We start from the raw sequence: 21,366 nt of genomic DNA, 5'->3' as shown, positions 1-21,366 counted from the left end.
TCGGGTGCCGCCATCGAGCCGGTTGCGGCGTCTGTGCCACAGTAGCGCGCTCGTCTGTTCCCGCTCCGATGTCCTCGACCCCCACCCCGCCCGAATGGCCGCTGGCCCATGTGCTCGTCGTCGACGACGAAGCCGGCATGCGCAACTTCCTCGAGAAGACCCTGGCCAGCCGCTGCGGCGAGGTGCACAGCGCCGCCGACGCCGAGGCCGGCGACGAACTGGTCAAGCGCCACCGCTTCGACCTGCTGATCCTCGACATCACGCTGCCCGGCAAGAACGGCATCGCCTGGCTGCGCGAACTGCGCGAGCAGGGCTACGGCGGCGAGGTGGTGCTGATCACCGCCTTCGCCGACCTCGACACGGCCATCGAGGCGCTGCGCGCCGGTGCCAGCGACTTCATCCTCAAGCCCTTCCGCGTCACGCAGATCCTCAACGCGGTGCGCCGCGGCCTGGAGCGCGCCCGGCTGCAGCGCGAGAACTGGGTGCTCAAGCGCGCGCTGTCGCAGCGCACGCCGGCGGCCGACGGCCTGGTCGGCCGCTCGATCGCGATCAAGGGCCTGCAGTCGGCGCTGCAGCGCGTGGCGGCGGTTAACAGCACGGTGCTGCTGTGCGGCGAGTCGGGCACCGGCAAGGAACTGGCCGCGCTGGCGCTGCACCGCAACAGCCCGCGCCGGCAGGGCCCGTTCGTGCCGGTCAACTGCGCGACCATGTCGCCCGAGCACATCGAGCACGAGCTGTTCGGCCATGCCCAGGGCGCCGCGATAGGGCGCGGGCCGGGGCGCGACGGACTGTTCGTCTACGCGCAGGGCGGCACGCTGTTCCTCGACGAGATCGGCGACCTGCCGCTGGCGCTGCAGGCCACGCTGCTGCGCGTGCTGGAAGACCGGCGCATCCGCCCGGTGGGCAGCGAGCAGCAGATCCCGGTCGACGTGCGCATCGTCGCGGCCACCAACCGGCGCCTGGCCGACGAGGTGGCCGCCGGCCGCTTCCGCGCCGACCTGTACTACCGGCTGCAGGTGGTGGAGATCAACCTGCCGCCACTGCGCTCGCACAAGGAGGACATCCCGGACCTGGTCGAGCATTTCGTCGCCACGCTCGCGCCGCAGCTCGGCGTGGCGCCGATGGAGGTCACCGAAGACGAGATCGCCTACCTGGCGCAATACGACTGGCCGGGCAACGTGCGCGAGCTGCGCAACCTGATCGAGCGCTCGCTGATCCTCGGCGCGTTGAACGTCTCGGCGCTGTACCAGGGCCTGTCGCGCATGGAGGCCGGCATCCGCGCCGGCGCCGCCGAGCGTCCGACCGACCTGCACGCGCTGGAGAAACAGCACATCCTGGCCATCCTCGAGTCGGTCGCCGGCGACAAGACGCGCGCCGCGCAGCTGCTCGGCATCTCGCGCCGCACGCTGGAGCGGCGTGTGGCCGAGTGGGGCAGCGGCGAAGCCTCGCTGCGCGCGGCGCGCACGGCCTGAGCGCCGCCCCGTCGCACCACTTCCGCATGCTGCGCCGCTTCCGCGACCTGCCGATCCGCGGCAAGCTGCTGGCGATGGTGCTGGTGCCGCTGGCGGTGGTGCTGCCGCTGCTCGGCATCATCCTCCTGGTCTGGGCCGACCTGGCGTTCGACCGGCTGCTGATCACCAAGGTGCGCGCCGACCTGGCCGTGGCCAACGGCTACTTCGAGCGCGTGCTCGGCGAGGTGGGTGCCAGCGCGGCGACCCTGGCCGACTCGAATGCGCTGCATCTTGCGCTCGGCCGGCAGCCGGCCGGAGACCTCGTGCCGCTGCTGCAGCGCTTCAAGGCGCGCGAAGGCCTGGACTTCGTCAACCTGCGCAGCGACGACGGCACGCTGCTCGCCACCGATTTCTCCCCCGCGCCGGACGGCAGCGGTGCGCCCGCGTTCCGCGCGCCGCAGGCGGCCTCGCGGCGCGGCACGATCGAGGTGCTGTCGGTCGAGGACATGCGCCACCTCGCGCCCGCGCTGCTGCCACGCGTGGCCGTGCCGCTGGTGCCCACACTCAATGCCGCTCCGACCACCCGCGCCCAGGAGGAGCGGGCCATGGCAGTGGTCGCCGTCGCGCCGGTGATCGCGCCGGACGGGCGCCGGCTCGGCCACGTGCAGGCCGGCGTGCTGCTCAACCGCAACCTGCCCTTCATCGACCACATCAACGGCATCGTCTACCCCGAGGGCTCGCTGCCCTTCGGCAGCCAGGGCACGGCGACGCTGTTCCTCGACGACGTGCGCATCAGCACCAACGTGCGCCTGTTCGGCGCCGATCCGACCAACCGCGCCATCGGCACGCGCGTCTCGCAGACGGTGCGCGACGCGGTGCTCGGCCGCGGCAGCACCTGGCTGGACCGCGCCTTCGTGGTTAGCGACTGGTACGTCTCCGGCTACCAGCCGCTGGCCGACGGTGCCGGGCAGCGCGTGGGCATGCTCTACGTCGGCTTCCTCGAGCGGCCGTTCACGCTGCTGAAGTACGGCGCGCTCGCCGCCATCGGCCTGACCTTCTTTGCGGTGATGGTGTCGGCAGCGCTGGTCTCGCTGCGCGGCGCGCGCGGCATCTTCAAGCCGATCGAGCAGATGGCGCAGACCATGCAGCGTGTCGAGACCGGCGAGATGGACTCGCGCGTCGGCCGCGTGCGCAGCCATGACGAGATCGGCCAGCTCGCCGGGCACCTCGACCACCTGCTCGACGTGATCGCCGACAAGACACGCGCGCTGGAGCGCTGGAACGCCGAGCTCGATGCCAAGGTGGCCGAGCGCACGCGCGAACTGCAGGCCGCTCAGCAGCAACTGGTGCGCAGCGAAAAGCTGGCCGCGGTGGGACAGCTGACCGCCAGCATTGCGCACGAGGTCAACAACCCGATCGCGGTGATCCAGGGCAACCTCGACCTGGCGCGCGAACTGCTCGGCGACGATGCGCAGCGCGTGGCTGGCGAGCTGCGCCTGGTCGACGAGCAGGTCGAGCGCATGCGGCTGATCGTCACGCAGTTGCTGCAGTTCGCGCGGCCCAACGAGTTTGCCGGCTACGTCGACAACGTCGACACCGCGCAGGTGCTGGAGAGCTGCCTGGTGCTGGTGGCGCACCTGCTGTCGCGCACGAACATCGTGCTGGTCAAGCGGCTGCACACCGCGCGGCTGCCGGCGATCAACCGCAACGAGCTGCAGCAGGTGGTGGTCAACCTGCTCGTCAACGCAATCCATGCCATGCCGGAGGGCGGCACGCTGACGCTCGCCACGCGGGACGCCGGCGAGGAACGGGTCGAGATCGACATCGCCGACACCGGCGCCGGCCTCGCACCGGAACTGCTCGCCGAACTGTTCCAGCCCTTCGTCACGCGCAAGAAGGACGGCACCGGCCTCGGCCTGTGGATCAGCCGCGGCATCGTCGAGCGCTACGGCGGCGACATCCGCGCCGCCAACCGCGCCGACGGCGGGCACGGCGCGGTGTTCACGGTGGTGCTGAGGGTCGACGGGCGGGCGGGCTGAGCGCGGCCGCTACTGCTCGAGCAGATCGAAGCCCTGCGTCTCCACCTGCACGAAGGCGCGCGTGAGTTCGGCCAGCGCGCCGTAGAGCTGCGCGCGCGGCTGCGCTTGAACGGCATCGCACAGCTTCTCGGCCCAGGGCTGCACGTGCGCGCGGAAGAAGCGGCGCTGGCCCTCGAGGTTGCACACCGCCACGTCGTCGCCGGCGATCAGGTAGCGCATCACCTCGAAGATCGCGGCGATGTGGTCCTCCGTCTCGCCGCGGGTCTCGTCGCGCGCCAGGCCGAGCTCGGCCAGATCGTCGCGCAGCACCGCCAGCGGCTTCTCGTTGAGGAAGCCGCTGAGGTAGTACGAACCGTAGAGGAACACCTCCGGCTTGCCGACGCCGAGGAACAGCGCGTCGTACTCCTGCGCCGCCGCGGCCGGTGTGGTGGCGCGCATCGCCGCCACCAGCGCCGCCCACGGCCCCTCCAGGAAGGCGCCCTCCTGCGGCGCCTGAGTGACGGCGACGCGGAACTGCTCGAGCAGCGCCGCGTCCGGCGCGGCCATCCACAGCCGCGCGAGCAGGCCGTAGAGCTCGGCTCGCGCGAGTTCTTCACTGTCGTCGGCCGTCGCGAAGCTCAAGGCGGTCAGCTTGTCGTCGCTCATAGGTCGGTGATCTTCGTTTCGTTCGGGTTGCTGTAGATGTCGATCACGCGGCAGTCGCCGCACATCTGCAGCCGCTTCAGCGCTTCGCCCTGGAAGGCACTGTGGCCGGAGAGCTTGGTCAGCATGTTCTCGATCGCGCGCAGCGTGCCGAAGGGCTTGCCGCACTGGATGCAGCGGTAGGGCTCGGCCTCGGCCAGCACGCGCGGCGCCTTGCGCGCCTTGCCGCCGTCGGCCAGCCACAGGCGCGGCTGCAGCGTGATCGCATCCTCCGGGCAGGTGGTGGCGCACAGGCCGCACTGCACGCAGTTCTTCTCGATGAACTTTAGCTGCGGCTTGTCGGGGTTGTCGGCCAGCGCGCTCTCCGGGCAGGCGCCGACGCAGCTCAGGCACAGCGTGCACCTGGCACTGTCGACCCGCAGCGTGCCGAACGGCGCACCGGGCTTCGGCAATGCGATCTCCTCGGCCGCAACGGGTGCCTGGGCGAGCAGGTGATCGAGCACCATGTCCAGCGTGGCGCGCTTGTCGGCCTGCGCCGCCAGCGTGGCCGGCTGCGCCACACCCTGGGCCGGCGGCACGCGCAGCGCGAAGTCCAGCGCGGCGAGGTCGCGCGCATCGCGCGCCTCGATCAGGCGCAAGTGTTCGCCCTTGAAGCCCAGCCCGCTGAGGATGGCCTGCGCCACCGCCATCTGTTCGGCCAGCGCCGTGCGGTACTCCGGTGCCTCCTCCTCGCTGAGCAGCACCCAGACCTGGTTGGCGCCGCCGGCGATCGCCGCCAGCCACAGGTCGAGACCCACGCTCGCGGTGTGCCACAGGCCGACCGGCAGCACGCGCGCCGGCACGCCGCGCAGCGCCTTGTCGGTGCGCGCCGCGCGGCCGAGTTCACCGATCAGCTTCGCACCCGCGCCGTCGCTGTGCAGCAGCAGCGCGGCGTCCTGGCCACCGGCCAGGCGGTAGGCGGTGAGCATCGTGCGCAGCCGGCGGCCCTGGTCGACCGTGCCGGGGTAGCCGAAGGCCAGCGCGCCGCTCGGGCAGACCGTGCTGCAGGCGCCGCAGCCCACGCACAGGTGCGGCTCGACGACGATGCCGCCGGACGTCTCGCCCTTGGCTTTGCCCTTTCGCGAGGCATCGCTGTGGATGGCACGCGCCGAACACACATCGATGCAGGCCGTGCAGCCGATCTGCTCGTTGCGGCTGTGCGCGCACAGCTTGGGCTTGTAGTGGAAGAACTTCGGCTTCTCGAACTCGCCGGACAGGCCGCGCAGCTTGAGCACGGCGTCGACCAGCTTGCGTTCATCGCGGCCCGGGTGGAAGTAGCCCTGCGGCGGCTGGTGCATCGTGAAGGCCGGCGCCTCGCGCAGGTCGAGCACGAGGTCGAACTCCTCCTGCAGGCGCTGCGGCGCACGCTGGAAATCGATCGCGCCGGCCGCATCGCAGACCTTCACGCAGTCACGGTGGCTCTTGCAGATCGACAGGTCGACCTGGTAGCTGAAGTCGATCGCGCCCTCGGGGCAGGCGTCGACACAGGCGTTGCAGCGGGTGCACAGGTCGAGGTCGATCGGGTTTCCGCTCTCCCATTCGGCGTGGAAGGCGCCGAGCCAGCCGCGCAACGCGGTCAGGCGACCGGCCTGCACCGAGCGCTCGCGCACCTGCGGCACGGCGCCGCCGGGGCCGTCGAGCAGCAGCGTGACCTCCAGCGCATCCGCGAGCATCGTGGCAGCGCGCTCGGCGGCGTCGGCCCGGCCGATCACCAGGCAGCGGCCCTGCGAGCGGTAGGTCACCGTGGCCACCGGCTCCGGGTCCGGCAGCTGCGCGGCAGCGATCAATGCGGCCAGCTTGGGCGCGGCGTCCTTCGCGTCCTTTGACCAGCCGCCGGTCTCGCGGATGTTGACGAAGCGGATCGGCCGCTCGGCCACCGGGAGCGCACCCTCGGTCTGCTCGTTGAGCTCGAGGAACAGCCGGCTCTCCTGCGTGCAGGCCACCAGCAGGTCCTCGCCCGACTTTGCCGCGCGCTGGAACTCGCCGGCCTCGCGGCGGCACAGCAGCGTGTGGACGGTGTCGAGGCCGTCAGTGCTGGCCAGCGGCGTCTTCGCCAGCGCCCGGCTCACCGGGGCCAGGCTCTGAGGCGTCAGCGGCATCGTGCGATTGCAGTCGCAGATCAGCGTTTTCATCGCGGGAAACTTCCTCTGGTTCGGTCGCGGACGGCGGTTCGCCCGCCGGCTCGACCTGCTTCTCTTCGTCGGCAAACAGCCCGAGAAACTGCGACTGCACCATCTGGCGCAGCATGCCCGCGGGCAGCGGATCGGGCTTGCCGTAGTCGTCGATGTAGATGTCCAGCCCGTCCATCACGTTGAAGTGCGGGTCGGTGAACAGCGTCTTCAGCGCCGCGTTCTTCACTGCCGGGTCGACATCGCGGGCGACGAAGCGGGTGAAATCGGAGGCCGGCGTCAGGGCGGCAGCGTCTTCCAGCGTCGGTGGCGGTTCGGCGGCGTGCTCGGCCGGATCGGCGACAGCCGGCGCCACGGGTGCAGCCTGCACGGCGGCGGCCGCGGGCACGACAGGCGCCGCGGGCACGACAGGCGCCGCCGGCACAGGCGGCACGGCATCGACGGCATCGCGGCCCTCGCGCACCAGCGCCTTGCGCCGCGACCAGCGCGACAGGAAGCCGCTTTCCTCGGTGGCCATCAGCGCCTCACGGGCCGCGCCGCTCGGGCGCCTGGAACGAGGCGGGGCGCTTGCGCTGCTTGGGCTCGGGCTTGTAGTGCTCGTCGGCGAAGGCCTGCAGCCAGTCGCGGAACTCGGGCTGCAGCGGCACGTTGTCGACGCGCTCCTGCGCGTCGAGCCGTCGCCCGGCCTCGTTGTAGGACAGCGTGACCTGCTCCGGCCAGGCGAGCGACGGGTCTTCGTCGTCGCTGCGCCAGACGACGAACCACACCGGCGCGCCGCTGGACAGGTTCAGGTAGTAGCCCTCGCCCTCGTCGGCGAACAACTCGACCGTGAAGCCCGGATGCAGCCTGCGCTGCAGCTTGTGATCCTCGCGCAGCACGCGCGGCGCATCGCCGAAGGCGGGCTCCATCGACACCACCTCGACGATGCGATGCCGCCAGTCTTCCCAGCGGTTGGGCTGGAAGTCGCGCTCCATCACGACCGCGACGGTCACGGCAGGGCGCTCGGTCATCGCGGCAGGCCTCTCAGGTGTTCTTCGAGATCGAGATGGTCGGGAACTTCGAGCTGAAGTCCTTGGCGCGCTGCGCGATCTTCACCGCCACCTGCCGCGCCACGCTCTTGTAGAGGCTGGCGATCTCGCCGTCCGGGTCGCTGACCACCGTCGGCCGGCCGGCGTCGGCCTGCACGCGGATCGACAGGTTCAGCGGCAGCGCGCCGAGGTAGTCCATCTGGTATTCCTCGGCCATCTTGCGGCCGCCGTCGGCGCCGAAGATGTGCTCGACATGGCCGCACTTCTCGCACACGTGCACCGCCATGTTCTCGACGATGCCGAGGATGGGCACGCCCACCTTCTCGAACATCTTGATGCCCTTCTTGGCGTCGAGCAGGGCGATGTCCTGCGGCGTGGTGACGATCACCGCGCCAGTCAGCGGCACACGCTGGCTGAGCGTGAGCTGGATGTCGCCGGTGCCCGGCGGCATGTCGATGATCAGGTAGTCGAGCGCGCGCCAGTTGGTCTGGCGCAGCAGCTGCTCGAGTGCCTGGGTGGCCATCGGGCCGCGCCAGATCATCGGGTTGTCGGGCTCGATCAGGAAGCCGATCGAGATGACCTGCACGCCGTAGTTCTCCAGCGGCTCCATGGTCTTGCCGTCGGCGCTCTCCGGGCGGCCCTCGATGCCCATCATCATCGGCTGGCTGGGGCCGTAGATGTCGGCGTCGAGGATGCCCACCGACGCGCCTTCGGCGGCCAGCGCCAGCGCCAGGTTGACCGCCGTGGTGCTCTTGCCCACCCCGCCCTTGCCGGAGGCCACCGCGACGATGTTCTTCACGTTGGGCAGCAGCTGCACGCCGCGCTGCACCGCGTGGGCGATCACCTTGGTGGCCAGGTTGGCGCTGACGTTCTCGACGCCCGGCACCGTGCGCGCCGCCGCGATCAGCGCCTTGCGCAGGCCGGCGATCTGGCTCTTTGCCGGGTAGCCGAGCTCGACGTCGAAGGCGACGTCGCCGCCGTCGACCTTCAGGTTCTTCAGTTGCTTCGTCGAGACGAAGTCCTTGCCGGTGTTCGGGTCGGTCACGCCCTTGAGGGCTTCGAGCAGAGCGGATTCGGTGGCGGCCATGAAGGGGATTTCACTGGGCGGAGCGGGGGACGGCAGTCTAGCTCAGCGTCTCCCGCCCTCCGGGCGACCCGGGCACTGCGACACGCGCGCCGCGGCCCCCACGCGAGTCGGGGGTGACCGCGGGCCAAATCGAAACAGGACGTCGACGAGGATCGGTCGCGACGCACCGTCTGCGCCCCTGGCGCGGGGCATGCAAATGTGCAGATGAAAACGTTTACAGACACCTACAGATCGTTGTTTGCAGGAGAAAGCTCGGCGTCAGGCGCCTTCTACATTCGCCCCCCATAACCGACGCAAACGTCGCAGAACCGGGGAGTGAGAATCGTGAAAGTACGTCGGGCCGTGGGATGGCTTTGGCTGGCGACGCTGGCCGCATGCGACTTCGGCTCGTCGATGCCGGCGCCGGGCAGCACCGCGGGGGGGGCAGCGCCGCCACCGCCGCCGGCGACCACCGCACCCGATCCGCATGGCCAGGATCCGGGATCGGCCCCCGCGCCGGCCACGGCGATCAAGCCCTCGCCCGGCTGCTACGCCGCGGGCTCCCCGCGCCGGCTCTCCCGCACGCAGTTCGTCAACGCGCTGACCGATGTCAGCCGCAGCCTCACCGGCGGCGACGGCACGGTGGCAGCCAGGGTGTCGGCGCTGGTGGTCGACCAGGCGCAGTTCCCGCCGGACCAGGCGATCAACCCGGACAGCGCGCGCCACCAGGGCTACGAGCGCATCGACCAGGCGCTCAACGCCCGCCAGGCTGCGGCGATCCACGCCAGCGCCAAGGCGATTGCCGCCGAGCTGAGCGCAGACCCGACCCGCCTGTCGACGATGCTGGGCGGCTGCAGCGGCACGCCCGAGTGCCTGGACGCCTTCATCCGCCGCGCCGGCCGGCTGCTGTTCCGCCAGCCCTTGAGCGATGCCGAAGTGGCCGTCTACCGCGCTGCGGCCGGGGGCGCCACCACGGCGGCGGCCATCACCAAGGTGCTGGCGACGATGATCGCCTCGCCGAAGACCTACTTCGTGCTCGAGCGGGGCCAGACCGTCGACGACGGCATGAGTTGCGCGCCGCTGACCGCCCACGAGCTGGCCACGCGGCTGGCGCTGCACCTGTGGGACTCGGTGCCCGACGCCGCGCTCAACGCCGCCGCTGACGACGGCACGCTGCTGGACCCCGCCGTCTACAGCGCGCAGATCTCACGCATGCTGGGCGATGCGAAGGCCGACCGCGCCATGCGCGGCTTCTTCCGCCAGTGGTTCCGCCTCGACGAGCTAGTGGCGCTGGACGGCAAGGTCGGCAACGCCAGGTTCGACGCCTTCGCCGCGGGCTACAAGCCGCTGGCCAGCTCGCGCGACGCCGCGATCACCGAGGTGCTGGACATGGTCTCGTACCTCGCCGCGAACAACGGCTCGCTGCAGCAGGTGCTGACCGACCGCCACTCCTTCGCCCGCACCGAGGACATCGCCACCCTCTACAAGACCCCCGTGTGGGCCGGCGGCAGCGCTGCCCCGCCGCTGTTCACCGAAGCAGCGCGCGTGGGCCTGCTCACGCGCATCGGGCTGATGGCCAACGGCGCCTCCGACACCACGCTGCCGATCCAGCGCGCCAGCCGCATCCTCGGCGGGCTGACCTGCCAGTCGCTGCCGCCGCCGGTGATGGACCAGAGCAACAAGGCGGCCGACCTGTCCGGCGTGCTGAGCACGCGCGAGCGCACGGAGCGCATCACGCAGATGGACGGCACCAGCTGCGTCGGCTGCCACAAGACCGTGCTCAACCCCTGGGGCTTCGTGTTCGAGGGCTTCGATGCGCTGGGCCGTGTGCGCAGCAGCGAGACGGTGCGCGACGACGGCGGCGCGGTGCTCGGCGAGAAGGCCGTCGACACGGCAGTGACGGCCAAGCTCGACGGCATTGCGGCTCGCCCGCTGAACCATGCCGCCGAGGCCCAGCAGTACGTGCTCGACAGCGGCGCCTTCGAGCGCTGTTTCGCCAGGCACCAGGTGCGCTACGCCTTCGGCCGCGCCGAGACCGAAGACGACGCCGAGCTCATCGAATCGCTGCGCGTGCAGGCCGCCAACGGCACCAACCTGCGCAGCCTGTTCGCGCTGATCGCCCAGCGCCCCGAGTTCAAGTCGATCGCCACGCAACCATGAAGCCGATCTACGACAAGCTGTCCCGCCGCCAGTTCCTGCGCGGCACCGGTGGCGCCCTGCTCGCCATCCCCCTGCTGCCCTCGCTGCTGCCGCGCGCCGCCGAAGCGCAGGCGGTCGGCGCGGCCAGCGCCGAGCGCTACTTCGTGCACATGACCACCTGGCACGGCTGCTTCCAGGAGCCGTACTTCGGAAGCCTGCTCAACGCCACGCCGACGGCCACCACCAGCCACGGCGGCATCAGCGTGCGCAGCGCGCCGCTGCCCTTCACCACCGAGAGCGACCAGGCCGTGCTCAGCAGCATCCTGCGCGCGCGCAGCAGCCTGTGGACGCCGCGCCTGCGCGGGCTGACCAACGTCATCAACGGGCTGGACTTCGCGCGCGGCACCGGCCACAACCGCGGCGGCACGCTGGGCGGCGTGGCCGATGTCGCGCCGACGCTCGACCAGCTGCTGGCCGAGGCGCCGAGCTTCTACCGCAGCGCCGTGGCGCAGCCGGCGATCGTGCGCAACCTGGTCTCGCTGGCGCGGCGCAGCGGCTCGGTCGTGCAGACCGAGGAGTCGGCGGACAGCAACGTCAAGCTGTTCGACCGGCTGTTCAAGGGCACGAGCAGCACCGGTGGCACACCGGCGCCCGCGCCGGAGCAGGTGGTGCTGGTCGACCGCGTGAAGGAGCACGCCGACCTGGTGCTGAGCGACCCGTCGTGTTCGGCCGACTGCCGCTCGCGGCTGGGCGACTACCTCGACATGCTGTCGCAGGTCGAAGCCAAGGTGCAAGCCTCGGCCGGCGTGAGCAGCGACTTCACGCGACCGACCACCGACACGCTGGCCGTCGAACGGTCGGCCGGCTTCTACGGCGCGCCGGCCACGCAGGTGCAGTGCGAGCAGCTGTGGAACGACATCGTCGTGGCCGCCTTCGCCGCCGGCATCAGCCGCGTCTACGTGTGCGGGCCGACGACCTACACCTTCGGCCCCGAGCCCGAGCATTCCTGGCACAACGCCTACGCCCACGGCCAGGACGACCCCACCGTCCGCGCCGGCTTCGGCGCCGCGGTGCAGCGCCAGTTCGAAGGCGCACTGCTGGACATGGCCAGCAAGCTGGACCGGGTGCGCACCGCCGACGGCGCCACCCTGCTCGACAAGGGCCTGGTGGCCAGCGGATTCGAGCTGGGCAGCGGCGGCAACCCCGGCCACCACCACAACCGCTGCATTCCGGTCGTCAGCATCGGCAACGCCGGCGGCTACTTCCGCACCGGCCAGTCGCTGGACTACCGCGATCTGAACGGCTTCAGCTGGTCCTCGGACCCGCACTGGTGGGGCGGCCTGCTGTACGACCAGTGGCTGGGCATGGTGGTCCGCGCGATGGGCGTGAGCCAGGCCGACTTCGACAGCACGCGCTACGGCTACCCCGGCGTGCGCGCCGACAACACCGACCACACCGACGCGATGTGGGCGGCCGCGGGCACCAACCTGCCCTGGCTGAAGGCCTGAGCTGATGCGCCTGTCATTCGTCTTCCTGGCCAGCCTGCTGGCCGCCTCGCTCACCGCGCCGCCGGCCCGGGCGCAGAGTGCCGCCAGCGGCGAGACGCTCTACGGCACGCCAGCGGTGGCCGGCAAGCTGAGCTGCTCGGCCAACGCCTGCCACGGCTCGACCACGCAGCCGCAGAACCGCATCGCCAACGGGCTCCATGCGGCCACCATCAAGGCCGCCACCGGCCGCGTCGCGCAGATGCGTTTCCTCGAGAACCAGCTCGGCGACGCGCAGTACAACGACATCGCCGCCTTCCTCGCCGCCAAGCTCGGCGGCACGCCCAGCTACCTGCAGGTGGTGGCGATGCCGATGCCCTCGCTGGCGCCCGACAGCCTGGCCTTCGGCGCGCTGGACCTGCTGGTGACCAGCCCGGCGCAGGCGGTCACCGTGCGCAACGCCACCTCGGCCAGCGCGCCGCTGGTGCTGGGCTCGATCGCCACCACCGCCGGCAGCGATTTCGCCGTCAGCGGCGGCACCTGCCGCAGCGGCGACAGCCTGCCGGTGGGCGCGAGCTGCACCGTGCTGGTCACCTTCACGCCCACCGCGCGGGGCAACCGCTCGGCCGAACTGCGTGTCGTGCACAACGGCTCGGCCGCGCAAAGCACGATGAGCCTGTCGGGCGTCGGCACCGGCACGCTGCCGGTGATCACGCTCTCGCCGCCGGCGCTGAGCTTCTCGCAGACGGTGGGCAGCACCTCGGCCGACCTGCGGCTGCTGGTCGGCAACAGCGGCACGGGCATGTTGCGGCTGGGCGCGCTGGCACTGACCGGCGCGCAGGCCGGCGAGTTCGCGCTCGGCGAAGGTGATTGCGCCGCCGGCACGACGCTGGGCGGCGGGCAGAGCTGCGCCGTGACGCTGCGCTTCACCCCCGCGGCCAGCGGCCAGCGGCGGGCCGAACTGACCATCGAGCACAACGCGCTGGGCGGCAGCTCGAGCGTGGCGCTGTCCGGCTGGGGCAACAGCTCGGCACAGCCTGGCCTGCTGCTCGACGCCAACCGCATCGACATGGGCGACCAGGTGGTGGCCGTGCCGAGCAGCGAGCGTGTGCTCGGTGTGGTCAACAACGGCCAGGCCGCGCTGGAGTTCTCGTCCATCGCCCTGTCGGGAACGCAGGCCGGCGACTTCGCGCTCGGCGGCACCTGCGCCGTCGGCACGCCCCTGCCGGCGCAGGGCAGCTGCACGGTCACCATCCGCATCACGCCGGCCACGCTGGGCGCCCGCGCTGCGACGCTGCGCATCGCCGGCAATGCGCCCGGCGGCACCGCCAGCGTCTCGCTGGCGGCCGCCGGTGTGCCCACGCCGGCGCCGGCGGTCACGCTGTCGCAGGCGGCGCTCGGCTTCGGCACGGTCAGCATCGGCGGGCGATCGGCACCGCGCACGGTCGTGCTCGGCAACAGCGGCAACGGCGCGCTGGACCTCACCGGCCTGACGGTCAGTTCCACCGAGTTCAAGCTCACGCACGACTGCCCGGCGAGCCTGGCCGTCGGCGCGAGCTGCTCGCTCGCCGTGGTCTACGCGCCGGCCGGCGCCAATGCTTCGGAGGTGCTGACGATCCGCAGCAATGCGCCGAGTTCGCCGAACCAGATCGTCCTCAACGGCCTGGGCAGCAGCGCCACGCTGGCGGTGCTCGACTGGAGCGAAGGCAGCGCACCGATCGCCTTCGACGACGCCGAGGTCGGCGCGACGACCGCCGCCGTGCTGCGCACGCTGGTCAACCGCGGCCCGGGCAGCGTGACGCTGTCGACGCTGTCGGTGGCCGGCACCGACCCCGGCTCCTTCGTGCTCGGCGGCGGCAGCTGCGCTGCCGGCACGGTGCTGGCGGTCGACGCGCGCTGCACCGTCGGCCTGCGCTTCGCGCCGTCGGCACCGGGCGAGCGCAGCGCCGTTCTGCAGATCGCCTCGACCGGCAGCAGCCCGGCCGAAGTGGCGCTGTCGGGCACCGGCTCCGGCTTCGCCGTCCTGCAGCCGCCGCTGGGCGTGACGCCGGCCGCGCTCGACTACAGCCACCTCGACATCGCCACCGGCACGCGCAGCGACGCGCTGGTGCTGCGCATCGTCAACGACGGAACGGCCGACAGCACCATCGCCGCGGTGACCACCAGCGCCGGCTTCGTGGTCGCGCCGGCCGACGGCAGCGAGGCCTGCCCCGGCGTGCCCTGGACGCTGCCGCCGGGCGCCGGCTGCCGCGTTGCCGTGGTGTTCGCGCCGACCAGCGGCGGCAGCACCAAGGGCACCTTGCGCGTCGAGACGAGCGCCGGCCGCAGCACCGAGGTGGCGCTCAGCGGCGCAGCCGTCACGACGATGAGCAACGCCGGCCAGGCCGACAGCGGCGCCGGTGCAATCGGCGCCGGCTGGCTGCTGCTGCTCGGTCTGGCCATTGCGGCGCTGCGCCGCGCCGGCACCACCCCTTCCCTCCCGTCACGCACCGCATGAAGAAGACCCTGATCCACCTCTGCATGGGACTCGCCGGCCTCGCCGCGGCCGTGCCCAGCCTTGCGCTCGAACCCGGCCAGGCCGCGCCCGAGCTGCGCCTCGCCCTGCCCGACGCCGCGACGCTGGCCGCGCTCAAGGGCCAGGTCGTCTACCTCGACTTCTGGGCCTCGTACTGCGGCCCCTGCCGCCGATCGTTCCCGTGGATGAATCAGATGCAGGCGCGCTACGGCGAGCGCGGGCTGCGCGTCGTGGCGGTCAACCTCGACAGCAAGCGGGCCGACGCCGAACGCTTCCTCGCCCAGGTGCCGGCGCAGTTCGCCATCGCCTACGACCCGGCACAGGAGTCGCCGCAGCGCTTCGGCGTCAAGGCCATGCCCAGCGCCCTGCTGATCGGCGCCGACGGCCGCGTGCTGCGCATGCACTCCGGCTTCCAGGACGAGCAGCGCGCCGAGCTCGAAGCCGCCATCACCCAGGCCCTGGCCGCCCGGCGCTGACACCCCTCTTTGCCACCACGAGACCTCCCCGTGAACATCCTCCGTCCCCTCGCGTGGGCCACCGCACTGTCGCTGCTGGGCGGCTGTGCGCAGCTCGACGCCCTTGCCCCCAAGCCCTGGCAGAAGGAACAGCTCGCCAAGAAGGAAATGACCATCGAGGGCGACGCCCACGAGGGCCGCATGGCCCAGCGCATCTACAACAGCCGCGAGAACGCCTCCGGCGGCTACGGCGTGGGAGGAGGCGGCTGTGGCTGCAACTGAACCTTTCAAGGGCGCGATCGTTGCCGCCGCACTGGCGCTGCCGGGCGTGCTGCCGGGCCAGGCGCAGGCCCAGTCGGTGCCCGAGCAGGGCAGCGTCTCGCTGAAGTTCCTCGCCTACCGCGACAGCCAGTCCACCGACACGCGCTACCCGCAGTACACCGGCAACGAGCCGTCGCGGCTGCGCCGCATCTCGGTGAACGCGCCCTCGTTCGCCATCGTCGCGCCGCTGAGCAGCCAGTGGGCGGTCGAGGGCTCGCTGATCGCCGAGCACGTGTCGGGCGCCACGCCGCGCTACTACAGCGACGTCTCCGGCGCGACCACCTCGCCCGGCATGGAAGACCGCCGCACCGCCGGCGACGTGAAGCTGACGCGCTACTTCGAGCGCGCATCGATCGGCGTCGGGCTGGCCGCGTCGAAGGAGAACGACTTCCGCTCGAACGCGGTGTCGCTGGACGGCCGCATCTCGACCGACGACCGCAACACCACGCTCAACCTCGGCCTGGCGCACACACGTGACCGCATCACCTCGGTCAACGACGACCTGCTCGACGAAGACCGCAAGACCACCGAGCTGATGGCCGGCGTGACGCGGGTGCTGACGCGCAGCGACATCGTCCAGCTCAACCTCAGCTATGCGGGTGGCCGCGGCTACTACAGCGACCCGTACAAGCTGTTCGACCACCGCCCGGACACACGCAAGCAGGCCGCCGCGCTGCTGCGCTGGAACCACCACTTCAGCGGCCTGGGCAGCACGCTGCGCAGCGGCTACCGCTACTACCGCGACAGCTTCAACATCCGCGCCCACACGGCGGACCTGGCCTGGGTGCAGCCGATCACGCCGATCTTCTCGCTCACGCCCAGCGTGCGCTACTACAGCCAGAGCGCGGCGCGGTTCTACTACGACCCGGTGTCCGACGTCGTGCTTTATCCCGGGCCGGTCGGCACGCCGACCTACAGCTCGCCCGACCAGCGACTGTCTGCGTTCGGTGCCATCACCGTGGGCCTGAAGGCGGAGCTGCAGCTCGGGCGCTGGGCCACCGACCTGAAGGTGGAGCAGTACGAGCAGCGATCGTCCTGGCGCACCGGCGGCCAGGGTTCGCCCGGCATCGACCCGCTGCACGCCACGATGCTGCAGTTCGGCGTGTCGACGAACTTCTGAGCCACTGCCCCGTGAACCGTCGAATCCACCTGTACGTCATCGCCGTCGCCGCGCTGGCCAGCGGCTGCGGCGGCGGCTCCGACTCGGGTGCGCCGACTGGCGGCACTCCGGCACCGGCACCGGCACCGGCACCTGCACCCGCACCCGCACCCGCACCCGCACCAGCGCCTGCACCAGCACCAGCACCAGCACCAGCACCAGCACCAGCACCAGCACCAGCACCAGCACCAGCACCGGCACCAGCACCAGCGCCTGCTCCGGCACCCGGCGCGATGGCGTGGCGTGGCGTCAGCCTGGCCGGCGCCGAGTTCGGCGAAGGCAACCTGCCCGGCACCCACGGCACGCACTACATCTACCCGAGCCTCAGCAGCGTCAGCTACTTCCGCGGCAAGGGCATGAACATGGTGCGCCTGCCCTTCCGCTGGGAACGCCTGCAACCGACGCTGTCACAGGCCTTCGACGCCACCGAGCTGTCCCGCCTGAGCACCTTCGTCGCCGATGCCACCGCCACCGGCGCGACGGTGCTGCTCGATCCGCACAACTACGCCCGCTACCACGGCCAGCTGATCGGTTCGGCGGCAGTGCCCCACAGTGCATTCGCCGACTTCTGGACGCGCCTGTCGGTGCAGTTCAAGGACAACCCGCGTGTGGCATTCGGGCTGATGAACGAGCCGAACGAGATGCCCACCGAGCAGTGGCTGGCGGCCGCCAACGCGGCGCTCGCAGCCATCCGCACGGCCGGCGCCAGCAACCTCGTCACCGTGCCGGGCAATGCCTGGACCGGCGCGCACAGCTGGTCGCAGAACTGGTACGGCACGCCGAACGCCACGGTGATGAAGGGCATCGTCGATCCCGGAGCGAACATGCTGTTCGAGGTGCACCAGTACCTCGATGCCGATTCGTCGGGCAGATCGGCGGACTGCGTCAGCGCGACCATCGGCGTCGAGCGCCTGCAGGACTTCACCGCCTGGCTGCGCACCAACGGCCACCGCGCACTGCTCGGCGAGTTCGCCGGCGGCGACAACCCGACCTGCGCCGCCGCGCTGACGCAGATGCTCGGCCACCTCGAGAGCAACTCCGACGTCTGGAGCGGCTGGACCTGGTGGGCCGCCGGCCCCTGGTGGGGTGGCTACATGTATTCGATCGAGCCGAACGGCACGGCCGACAAGCCGCAGATGTCCACGCTCGCCCCCTTCCTCGACTGAGTTCTCCGCCATGGCCATCCACCACCCGACCCGCCGGCTTGGCGCACTCATGCTGACCACCTTGATCGCTGCGTGCGGAGGCAGCGACTCGTCTTCGCCGGCTTCGGGCAACACGCCCGCGCCGGCACCGGCACCGGCACCCGCCCCAGCGCCTGGCCCTGGCCCTGCCCCTGCCCCTGCCCCTGCCCCTGCCCCTGCCCCGGCACCCGGCCCGGCACCTGCCCCAGCGCCAGGCCCGGCACCGGCACCCGCCCCGGCCCCGGCGCCCACCAGCGGCAACCCGTTCTCCGGCGCGCTGATGTACGTGGACCCGGAGTACGTCGCGGCGGTCGATGCGTCACAAGCCCAGGTGAGCGCCGGCAGTGCCGACGCGACGCGCATCGCCGCCGCACGGCGCTTCCCCACCGCGGTGTGGCTCGACCGGCTTGCCGCCATCGACGGCGCCCAGGCCAGCGGCGGCGCGATGGGCCTGGTCGCTCACCTCGACGCCGCGCTCGCCCAGCAGCGCGCCGGCAGCAGCGGCGGCACGCTCGCGCCGATGACGGTGACCATCGTCGTCTACGACCTGCCCGATCGCGACTGCGCCGCGCTGGCCTCCAACGGCGAGCTGAGCTCGGCCAACAACGGCATGCAGATCTACAAGACGCAGTACATCGACCGCATCGCCGAGATCCTCGGCCGCAGCGCCTACGCCGGGCTGCGCCTCGTGACGGTGATCGAGCCGGACTCGTACCCGAACATGGTCACCAACCTGTCGACGCCGGCCTGCGCCACGGTGAACCAGAACAACATCTACCGCGACGGCCTGCGCTACGCGATGGCGAAGTTCGCGCCGCTGGCCAACGTCCACATGTACCTGGACATCGCGCACTCGGGCTGGCTGGGCTGGGACAACAACCGCAGCGCCGCGGTCACCGCCTTCAAGGAACTGGTGGCCGGCGCGACGCCGAACGGCGACCTGACGATCATCCGCGGCTTCGCCACCAACACCGCCAACTACACGCCGCTGGACGAGCCCTTCTTCGACGGCACCGACGGCGTCGTCGGCACCGGCGGCACGACACAGTTCTACGAGTGGAACCGCGCCGTCGACGAGCTGAGCTACGTCGACAAGCTGCGCGCCGAACTGGTGGCGGCCGGCTTCGCGCCGGACCTCGGCTTCATCGTCGACACCAGCCGCAACGGCTGGGGCGGCCCGAACCGTCCGCAGGCGGCGGCGGCCGACGTCGACGACATGCGCATCGACCGCCGCGCCCACCGCGGCAACTGGTGCAACGTGAAGGACACCGGCATCGGCGAGCGGCCACGCGCCAGCCCCGACGCCTCGCGGCCCTACCTCGACGCCTATGTCTTCATCAAGCCGCCGGGCGCCTCCGACGGCACCAGCGACAGCAGCGCGACGACGCCGAACGACGAGGGCAAGCGCTTCGACCCGAAGTGCGGCAGCGGCAACATCGATGCGCTGCAAGGCGCACCGCACGCCGGCAAGTGGTTCCACGAGCAGTTCCTGATGCTGCTGCGCAATGCCCACCCGCCGCTGAACTGAACTGACGACCCCGGCCATGAACATGTCTCGCGCGATTCCCGACGCACCGCCCCCGCTGTATCGACTGCACCTGCTGAGTTGCCTGGCGGCGGCCGCGATGGGCGCCGGCTGTGGCGGCGGCAGCAGCGCATCCGTCGCATGGAACGGCAGCGGCGAGGGTTCTTCGCTCGGGTCGGTCGCGACACCCTCACCTGCTCCCGCGCCTTCACCTGCTCCTGCTCCTGCTCCTGCTCCTGCTCCTGCTCCTGCTCCTGCTCCTGCTCCTGCTCCTGCTCCTGCTCCTGCTCCGGCACCGTCACCCGCTCCCGCACCGGCCCCTGCTCCCGCGCCGGCCCCTGCCCCCGCACCGGCCCCCGCCCCTGCACCGGCCCCCGCCCCCGCGCCATCGGCCAGCTGCGGCACGCTGGCGCTGTGCGAAGACTTCGAGTCCGGCAGCGACGGCGCCGCGCCCGACGCGGCGCGCTGGAGCATCGGCGCTCCGGACTGCTCCAAGCCCGACGTCAGCAAGGCCGTCATCGACACGTCGCAGGCACACACCGGCACGCGCTCGCTGCGCATCGAGGCGCCCGGCGAGTACTGCGGCCACGTGTTCATCCAGAGCTCGGCGATCGCTTCACTCGGACCGATCGCCTACGGCCGCTTCTTCGTGCGGCTGAGCGCGGCGCTGACCGACCAGCACGTCACACTGATGTCGATGCGCGACAGCGCCGACAACAACAGCGAGCTGCGCATGGGCGGCCAGAGCGGCATCCTGATGTGGAACCGCAAGTCCGACGACGCCACGCTGCCCGAGCTGAGCCCGGTCGGCATCTCGATGAGCCGGGCCATCCCGGCCACGACCTGGACCTGCGTCGAGTTCGCCATCGACTCCAATGCCGGCACGCTGAAGACCTGGGTCGACGGCACGGCCGTCGCGGGGCTGGAGGTCGACGGCACGGCCACGCCGGACGTCGACAACCGCTGGCTGCAGCGCGCCAACTGGAAGCCGTCGCTGATGGACTTCAAGCTGGGCTGGGAACAGTACTCGAACGTCGCGAACACGCTGTGGTTCGACGACATCGCGCTGGGCACCAGCCGCATCGGCTGCGGGTCCTGACGACATCGAAGGCCCCGTGACCCCGCGCGGTCCGGCGCGTCGGCTAGGCACAATCCCCGGCGACGTGGACAGCATCGAGTTCGGCTTCGAGTTCCAGGCCATGGGCACGGCCTGCCGGCTGCGCCTGGCCGGCTGCAGCGAAGCCGCGGCCACAGCCGCGGCAGATGCGGCGATCGCCGAAGTACGGCGCATCGAGACCAAGTACTCGCGCTATCGCGATGACAGCATCGTCTCGCGCATCAACGCCGCTGCCGGCAGCGGGCAGGCGGTGCCGGTCGACGGCGAGACGGCCGACCTGCTGGACTTCGCCGCCCGCCTGCACGATGCCAGCGGTGGGCTGTTCGACATCACCACCGGCGTGCTGCGCCGCGTGTGGGACTTCCGCGCCGGCCGGTTGCCATTGCCGGATGCACTGGCCGCGCAGTTGGCGCGCGTCGGCTGGCGCCACGTGCGCTGGGAGCGGCCGGCCGTCGAACTGACGCTTGGCGGCATGGAGCTCGACTTCGGCGGCTTCGGCAAGGAGTACGCGGCCGACCGCGCCGGCACGCTGCTGCTCGAGCACGGCGTTCCCGGCGGGCTGGTCAACCTCGGCGGCGACATCCGCGTGATCGGGCCGCACCCCGACGGCAACCCGTGGTCGCTGGGCATCGCCCATCCACGAGAGCCTGGTGCGGTGATCGCGACCATAACGCTGCACAGCGGCGGGCTCGCCACCAGCGGCGACTACGAACGCTTCTTCGAGTTCGAGGGCAGGCGCTACTGCCACATCCTCGATCCGCGCAGCGGCTGGCCGGTGCAGCACTGGCGTTCGGTCAGCGTCGTCGCGCCGGCCTGCCTGGCTGCCGGCGCGTTGAGCACGATCGCGATGCTCAGCGGTGCCGGGGCACAGGAGTTGCTGCGCAGCCAGGGCGTGGGATTCCTCACGATCGACGCAGACAACCAGATACGACAGGAGATTCCCGAATGACGCACCCTCGCGCCGCCCGCGTGCGACACGCCAGCCTGGCCTGCCTTTTCGGCGTCGCGGCGATCGGCAGCGGCTGCGGCGGTGGCGGCGACACCGCCGCAGCCCCGACGGCGGCTCCTGCTCC

The 21,366-nt window shown here is 71.4% G+C and carries 18 protein-coding genes; 12 read left to right on the top strand and 6 right to left on the bottom strand.

The annotated features are described in order from the left end of the window. Nucleotides 1–68: 68 nt before the first annotated feature. Nucleotides 69–1,472, top strand: coding sequence for a sigma-54 dependent transcriptional regulator (locus AAG801_RS01840; RefSeq protein WP_341886901.1), 1,404 nt, complete (start codon nt 69–71; stop codon nt 1,470–1,472). A gap of 26 nt (nt 1,473–1,498) precedes the next feature. Beyond that, nucleotides 1,499–3,490 (top strand): cache domain-containing protein, encoded by a 1,992-nt coding sequence (locus tag AAG801_RS01835; protein WP_341886900.1) that lies wholly within the window; start codon nt 1,499–1,501, stop codon nt 3,488–3,490. Between the two features lie 9 nt (nt 3,491–3,499). Here the strand turns inward: AAG801_RS01835 and AAG801_RS01830 are convergent, their stop codons facing one another. Genes AAG801_RS01830 through apbC form a run of 5 tightly spaced genes read right to left on the bottom strand, consistent with a single transcriptional unit; the run spans nt 3,500 to nt 8,415 of the window. Further along, the gene (locus AAG801_RS01830; RefSeq protein WP_341886899.1) at nt 3,500–4,135 is read right to left on the bottom strand and encodes a molecular chaperone TorD family protein; all 636 of its coding nucleotides are present in this window, start codon (nt 4,133–4,135) and stop codon (nt 3,500–3,502) included. Beyond that, a complete protein-coding gene (locus AAG801_RS01825) occupies nt 4,132–6,303 on the bottom strand; it encodes a 4Fe-4S dicluster domain-containing protein (protein WP_341886898.1) in 2,172 nt (723 codons plus the stop codon). The genes AAG801_RS01830 and AAG801_RS01825 overlap by 4 nt, the downstream gene beginning before the upstream one ends. Beyond that, nucleotides 6,200–6,817 carry a DUF3306 domain-containing protein gene (locus tag AAG801_RS01820; RefSeq protein WP_341886897.1) on the bottom strand — a complete coding sequence of 206 codons (618 nt, stop codon included), beginning with the start codon at nt 6,815–6,817 and terminating at the stop codon, nt 6,200–6,202. The genes AAG801_RS01825 and AAG801_RS01820 overlap by 104 nt, the downstream gene beginning before the upstream one ends. A gap of 7 nt (nt 6,818–6,824) precedes the next feature. Then, entirely contained in the window at nt 6,825–7,310 is a 486-nt protein-coding gene (locus tag AAG801_RS01815) for a DUF3305 domain-containing protein (RefSeq protein ID WP_341886896.1), read from the bottom strand. A 13-nt stretch (nt 7,311–7,323) separates the two neighbouring features. Beyond that, on the bottom strand, nt 7,324–8,415 hold the full coding sequence (apbC, locus tag AAG801_RS01810; protein ID WP_341886895.1) for an iron-sulfur cluster carrier protein ApbC: 1,092 nt from the start codon (nt 8,413–8,415) through the stop codon (nt 7,324–7,326). Between the two features lie 324 nt (nt 8,416–8,739). On the opposite strand from apbC, the gene AAG801_RS01805 reads away from it, so the two are divergent. The 6 genes from AAG801_RS01805 to AAG801_RS01780 are packed head-to-tail and all read left to right on the top strand — an operon-like array spanning nt 8,740 to nt 16,428. Next, complete coding sequence (locus AAG801_RS01805) at nt 8,740–10,554, top strand: DUF1592 domain-containing protein (protein ID WP_341886894.1); 1,815 nt, start codon at nt 8,740–8,742, stop codon at nt 10,552–10,554. Then, complete coding sequence (locus AAG801_RS01800; protein WP_341886893.1) at nt 10,551–12,041, top strand: hypothetical protein; 1,491 nt, start codon at nt 10,551–10,553, stop codon at nt 12,039–12,041. The genes AAG801_RS01805 and AAG801_RS01800 overlap by 4 nt, the downstream gene beginning before the upstream one ends. Nucleotides 12,042–12,045: 4 nt before the next feature. Beyond that, nucleotides 12,046–14,514 (top strand): choice-of-anchor D domain-containing protein, encoded by a 2,469-nt coding sequence (locus tag AAG801_RS01795; RefSeq protein WP_341886892.1) that lies wholly within the window; start codon nt 12,046–12,048, stop codon nt 14,512–14,514. Beyond that, a complete protein-coding gene (locus AAG801_RS01790) occupies nt 14,511–15,008 on the top strand; it encodes a TlpA disulfide reductase family protein (protein WP_341886891.1) in 498 nt (165 codons plus the stop codon). Before AAG801_RS01795 ends, AAG801_RS01790 begins: the two co-directional genes overlap by 4 nt. Nucleotides 15,009–15,038: 30 nt before the next feature. Beyond that, on the top strand, nt 15,039–15,269 hold the full coding sequence (locus AAG801_RS01785; protein ID WP_341886890.1) for a DUF4266 domain-containing protein: 231 nt from the start codon (nt 15,039–15,041) through the stop codon (nt 15,267–15,269). Beyond that, nucleotides 15,256–16,428: a DUF3570 domain-containing protein gene (locus AAG801_RS01780; protein ID WP_341886889.1), complete on the top strand. Its 1,173-nt coding sequence runs from the start codon at nt 15,256–15,258 to the stop codon at nt 16,426–16,428. Before AAG801_RS01785 ends, AAG801_RS01780 begins: the two co-directional genes overlap by 14 nt. Before the next feature lie 36 nt (nt 16,429–16,464). Here AAG801_RS01780 and AAG801_RS01775 read toward each other — a convergent pair whose 3' ends face one another. Continuing rightward, nucleotides 16,465–16,692 carry a hypothetical protein gene (locus AAG801_RS01775; protein ID WP_341886888.1) on the bottom strand — a complete coding sequence of 76 codons (228 nt, stop codon included), beginning with the start codon at nt 16,690–16,692 and terminating at the stop codon, nt 16,465–16,467. Between the two features lie 8 nt (nt 16,693–16,700). Here AAG801_RS01775 and AAG801_RS01770 point away from each other — a divergent pair, with 8 nt between their 5' ends. The 4 genes from AAG801_RS01770 to AAG801_RS01755 all read left to right on the top strand — a co-directional run bounded on the left by AAG801_RS01770 (nt 16,701) and on the right by AAG801_RS01755 (nt 21,242). After that, on the top strand, nt 16,701–17,633 hold the full coding sequence (locus tag AAG801_RS01770; RefSeq protein ID WP_341886887.1) for a glycoside hydrolase family 5 protein: 933 nt from the start codon (nt 16,701–16,703) through the stop codon (nt 17,631–17,633). 298 nt (nt 17,634–17,931) lie between these two features. Then, nucleotides 17,932–19,179 (top strand): glycoside hydrolase family 6 protein, encoded by a 1,248-nt coding sequence (locus AAG801_RS01765; RefSeq protein ID WP_341886886.1) that lies wholly within the window; start codon nt 17,932–17,934, stop codon nt 19,177–19,179. A gap of 16 nt (nt 19,180–19,195) precedes the next feature. Further along, nucleotides 19,196–20,275: a hypothetical protein gene (locus AAG801_RS01760; protein ID WP_341886885.1), complete on the top strand. Its 1,080-nt coding sequence runs from the start codon at nt 19,196–19,198 to the stop codon at nt 20,273–20,275. A gap of 64 nt (nt 20,276–20,339) precedes the next feature. Then, nucleotides 20,340–21,242 (top strand): FAD:protein FMN transferase, encoded by a 903-nt coding sequence (locus AAG801_RS01755; RefSeq protein WP_341886884.1) that lies wholly within the window; start codon nt 20,340–20,342, stop codon nt 21,240–21,242. Nucleotides 21,243–21,366: the final 124 nt, after the last annotated feature.

This window comes from Variovorax sp. YR752 (assembly GCF_943372545.1).
Note: the sequence above shows the minus strand (reverse complement) of the source record. Positions and strands in the feature narration are given on the sequence as shown.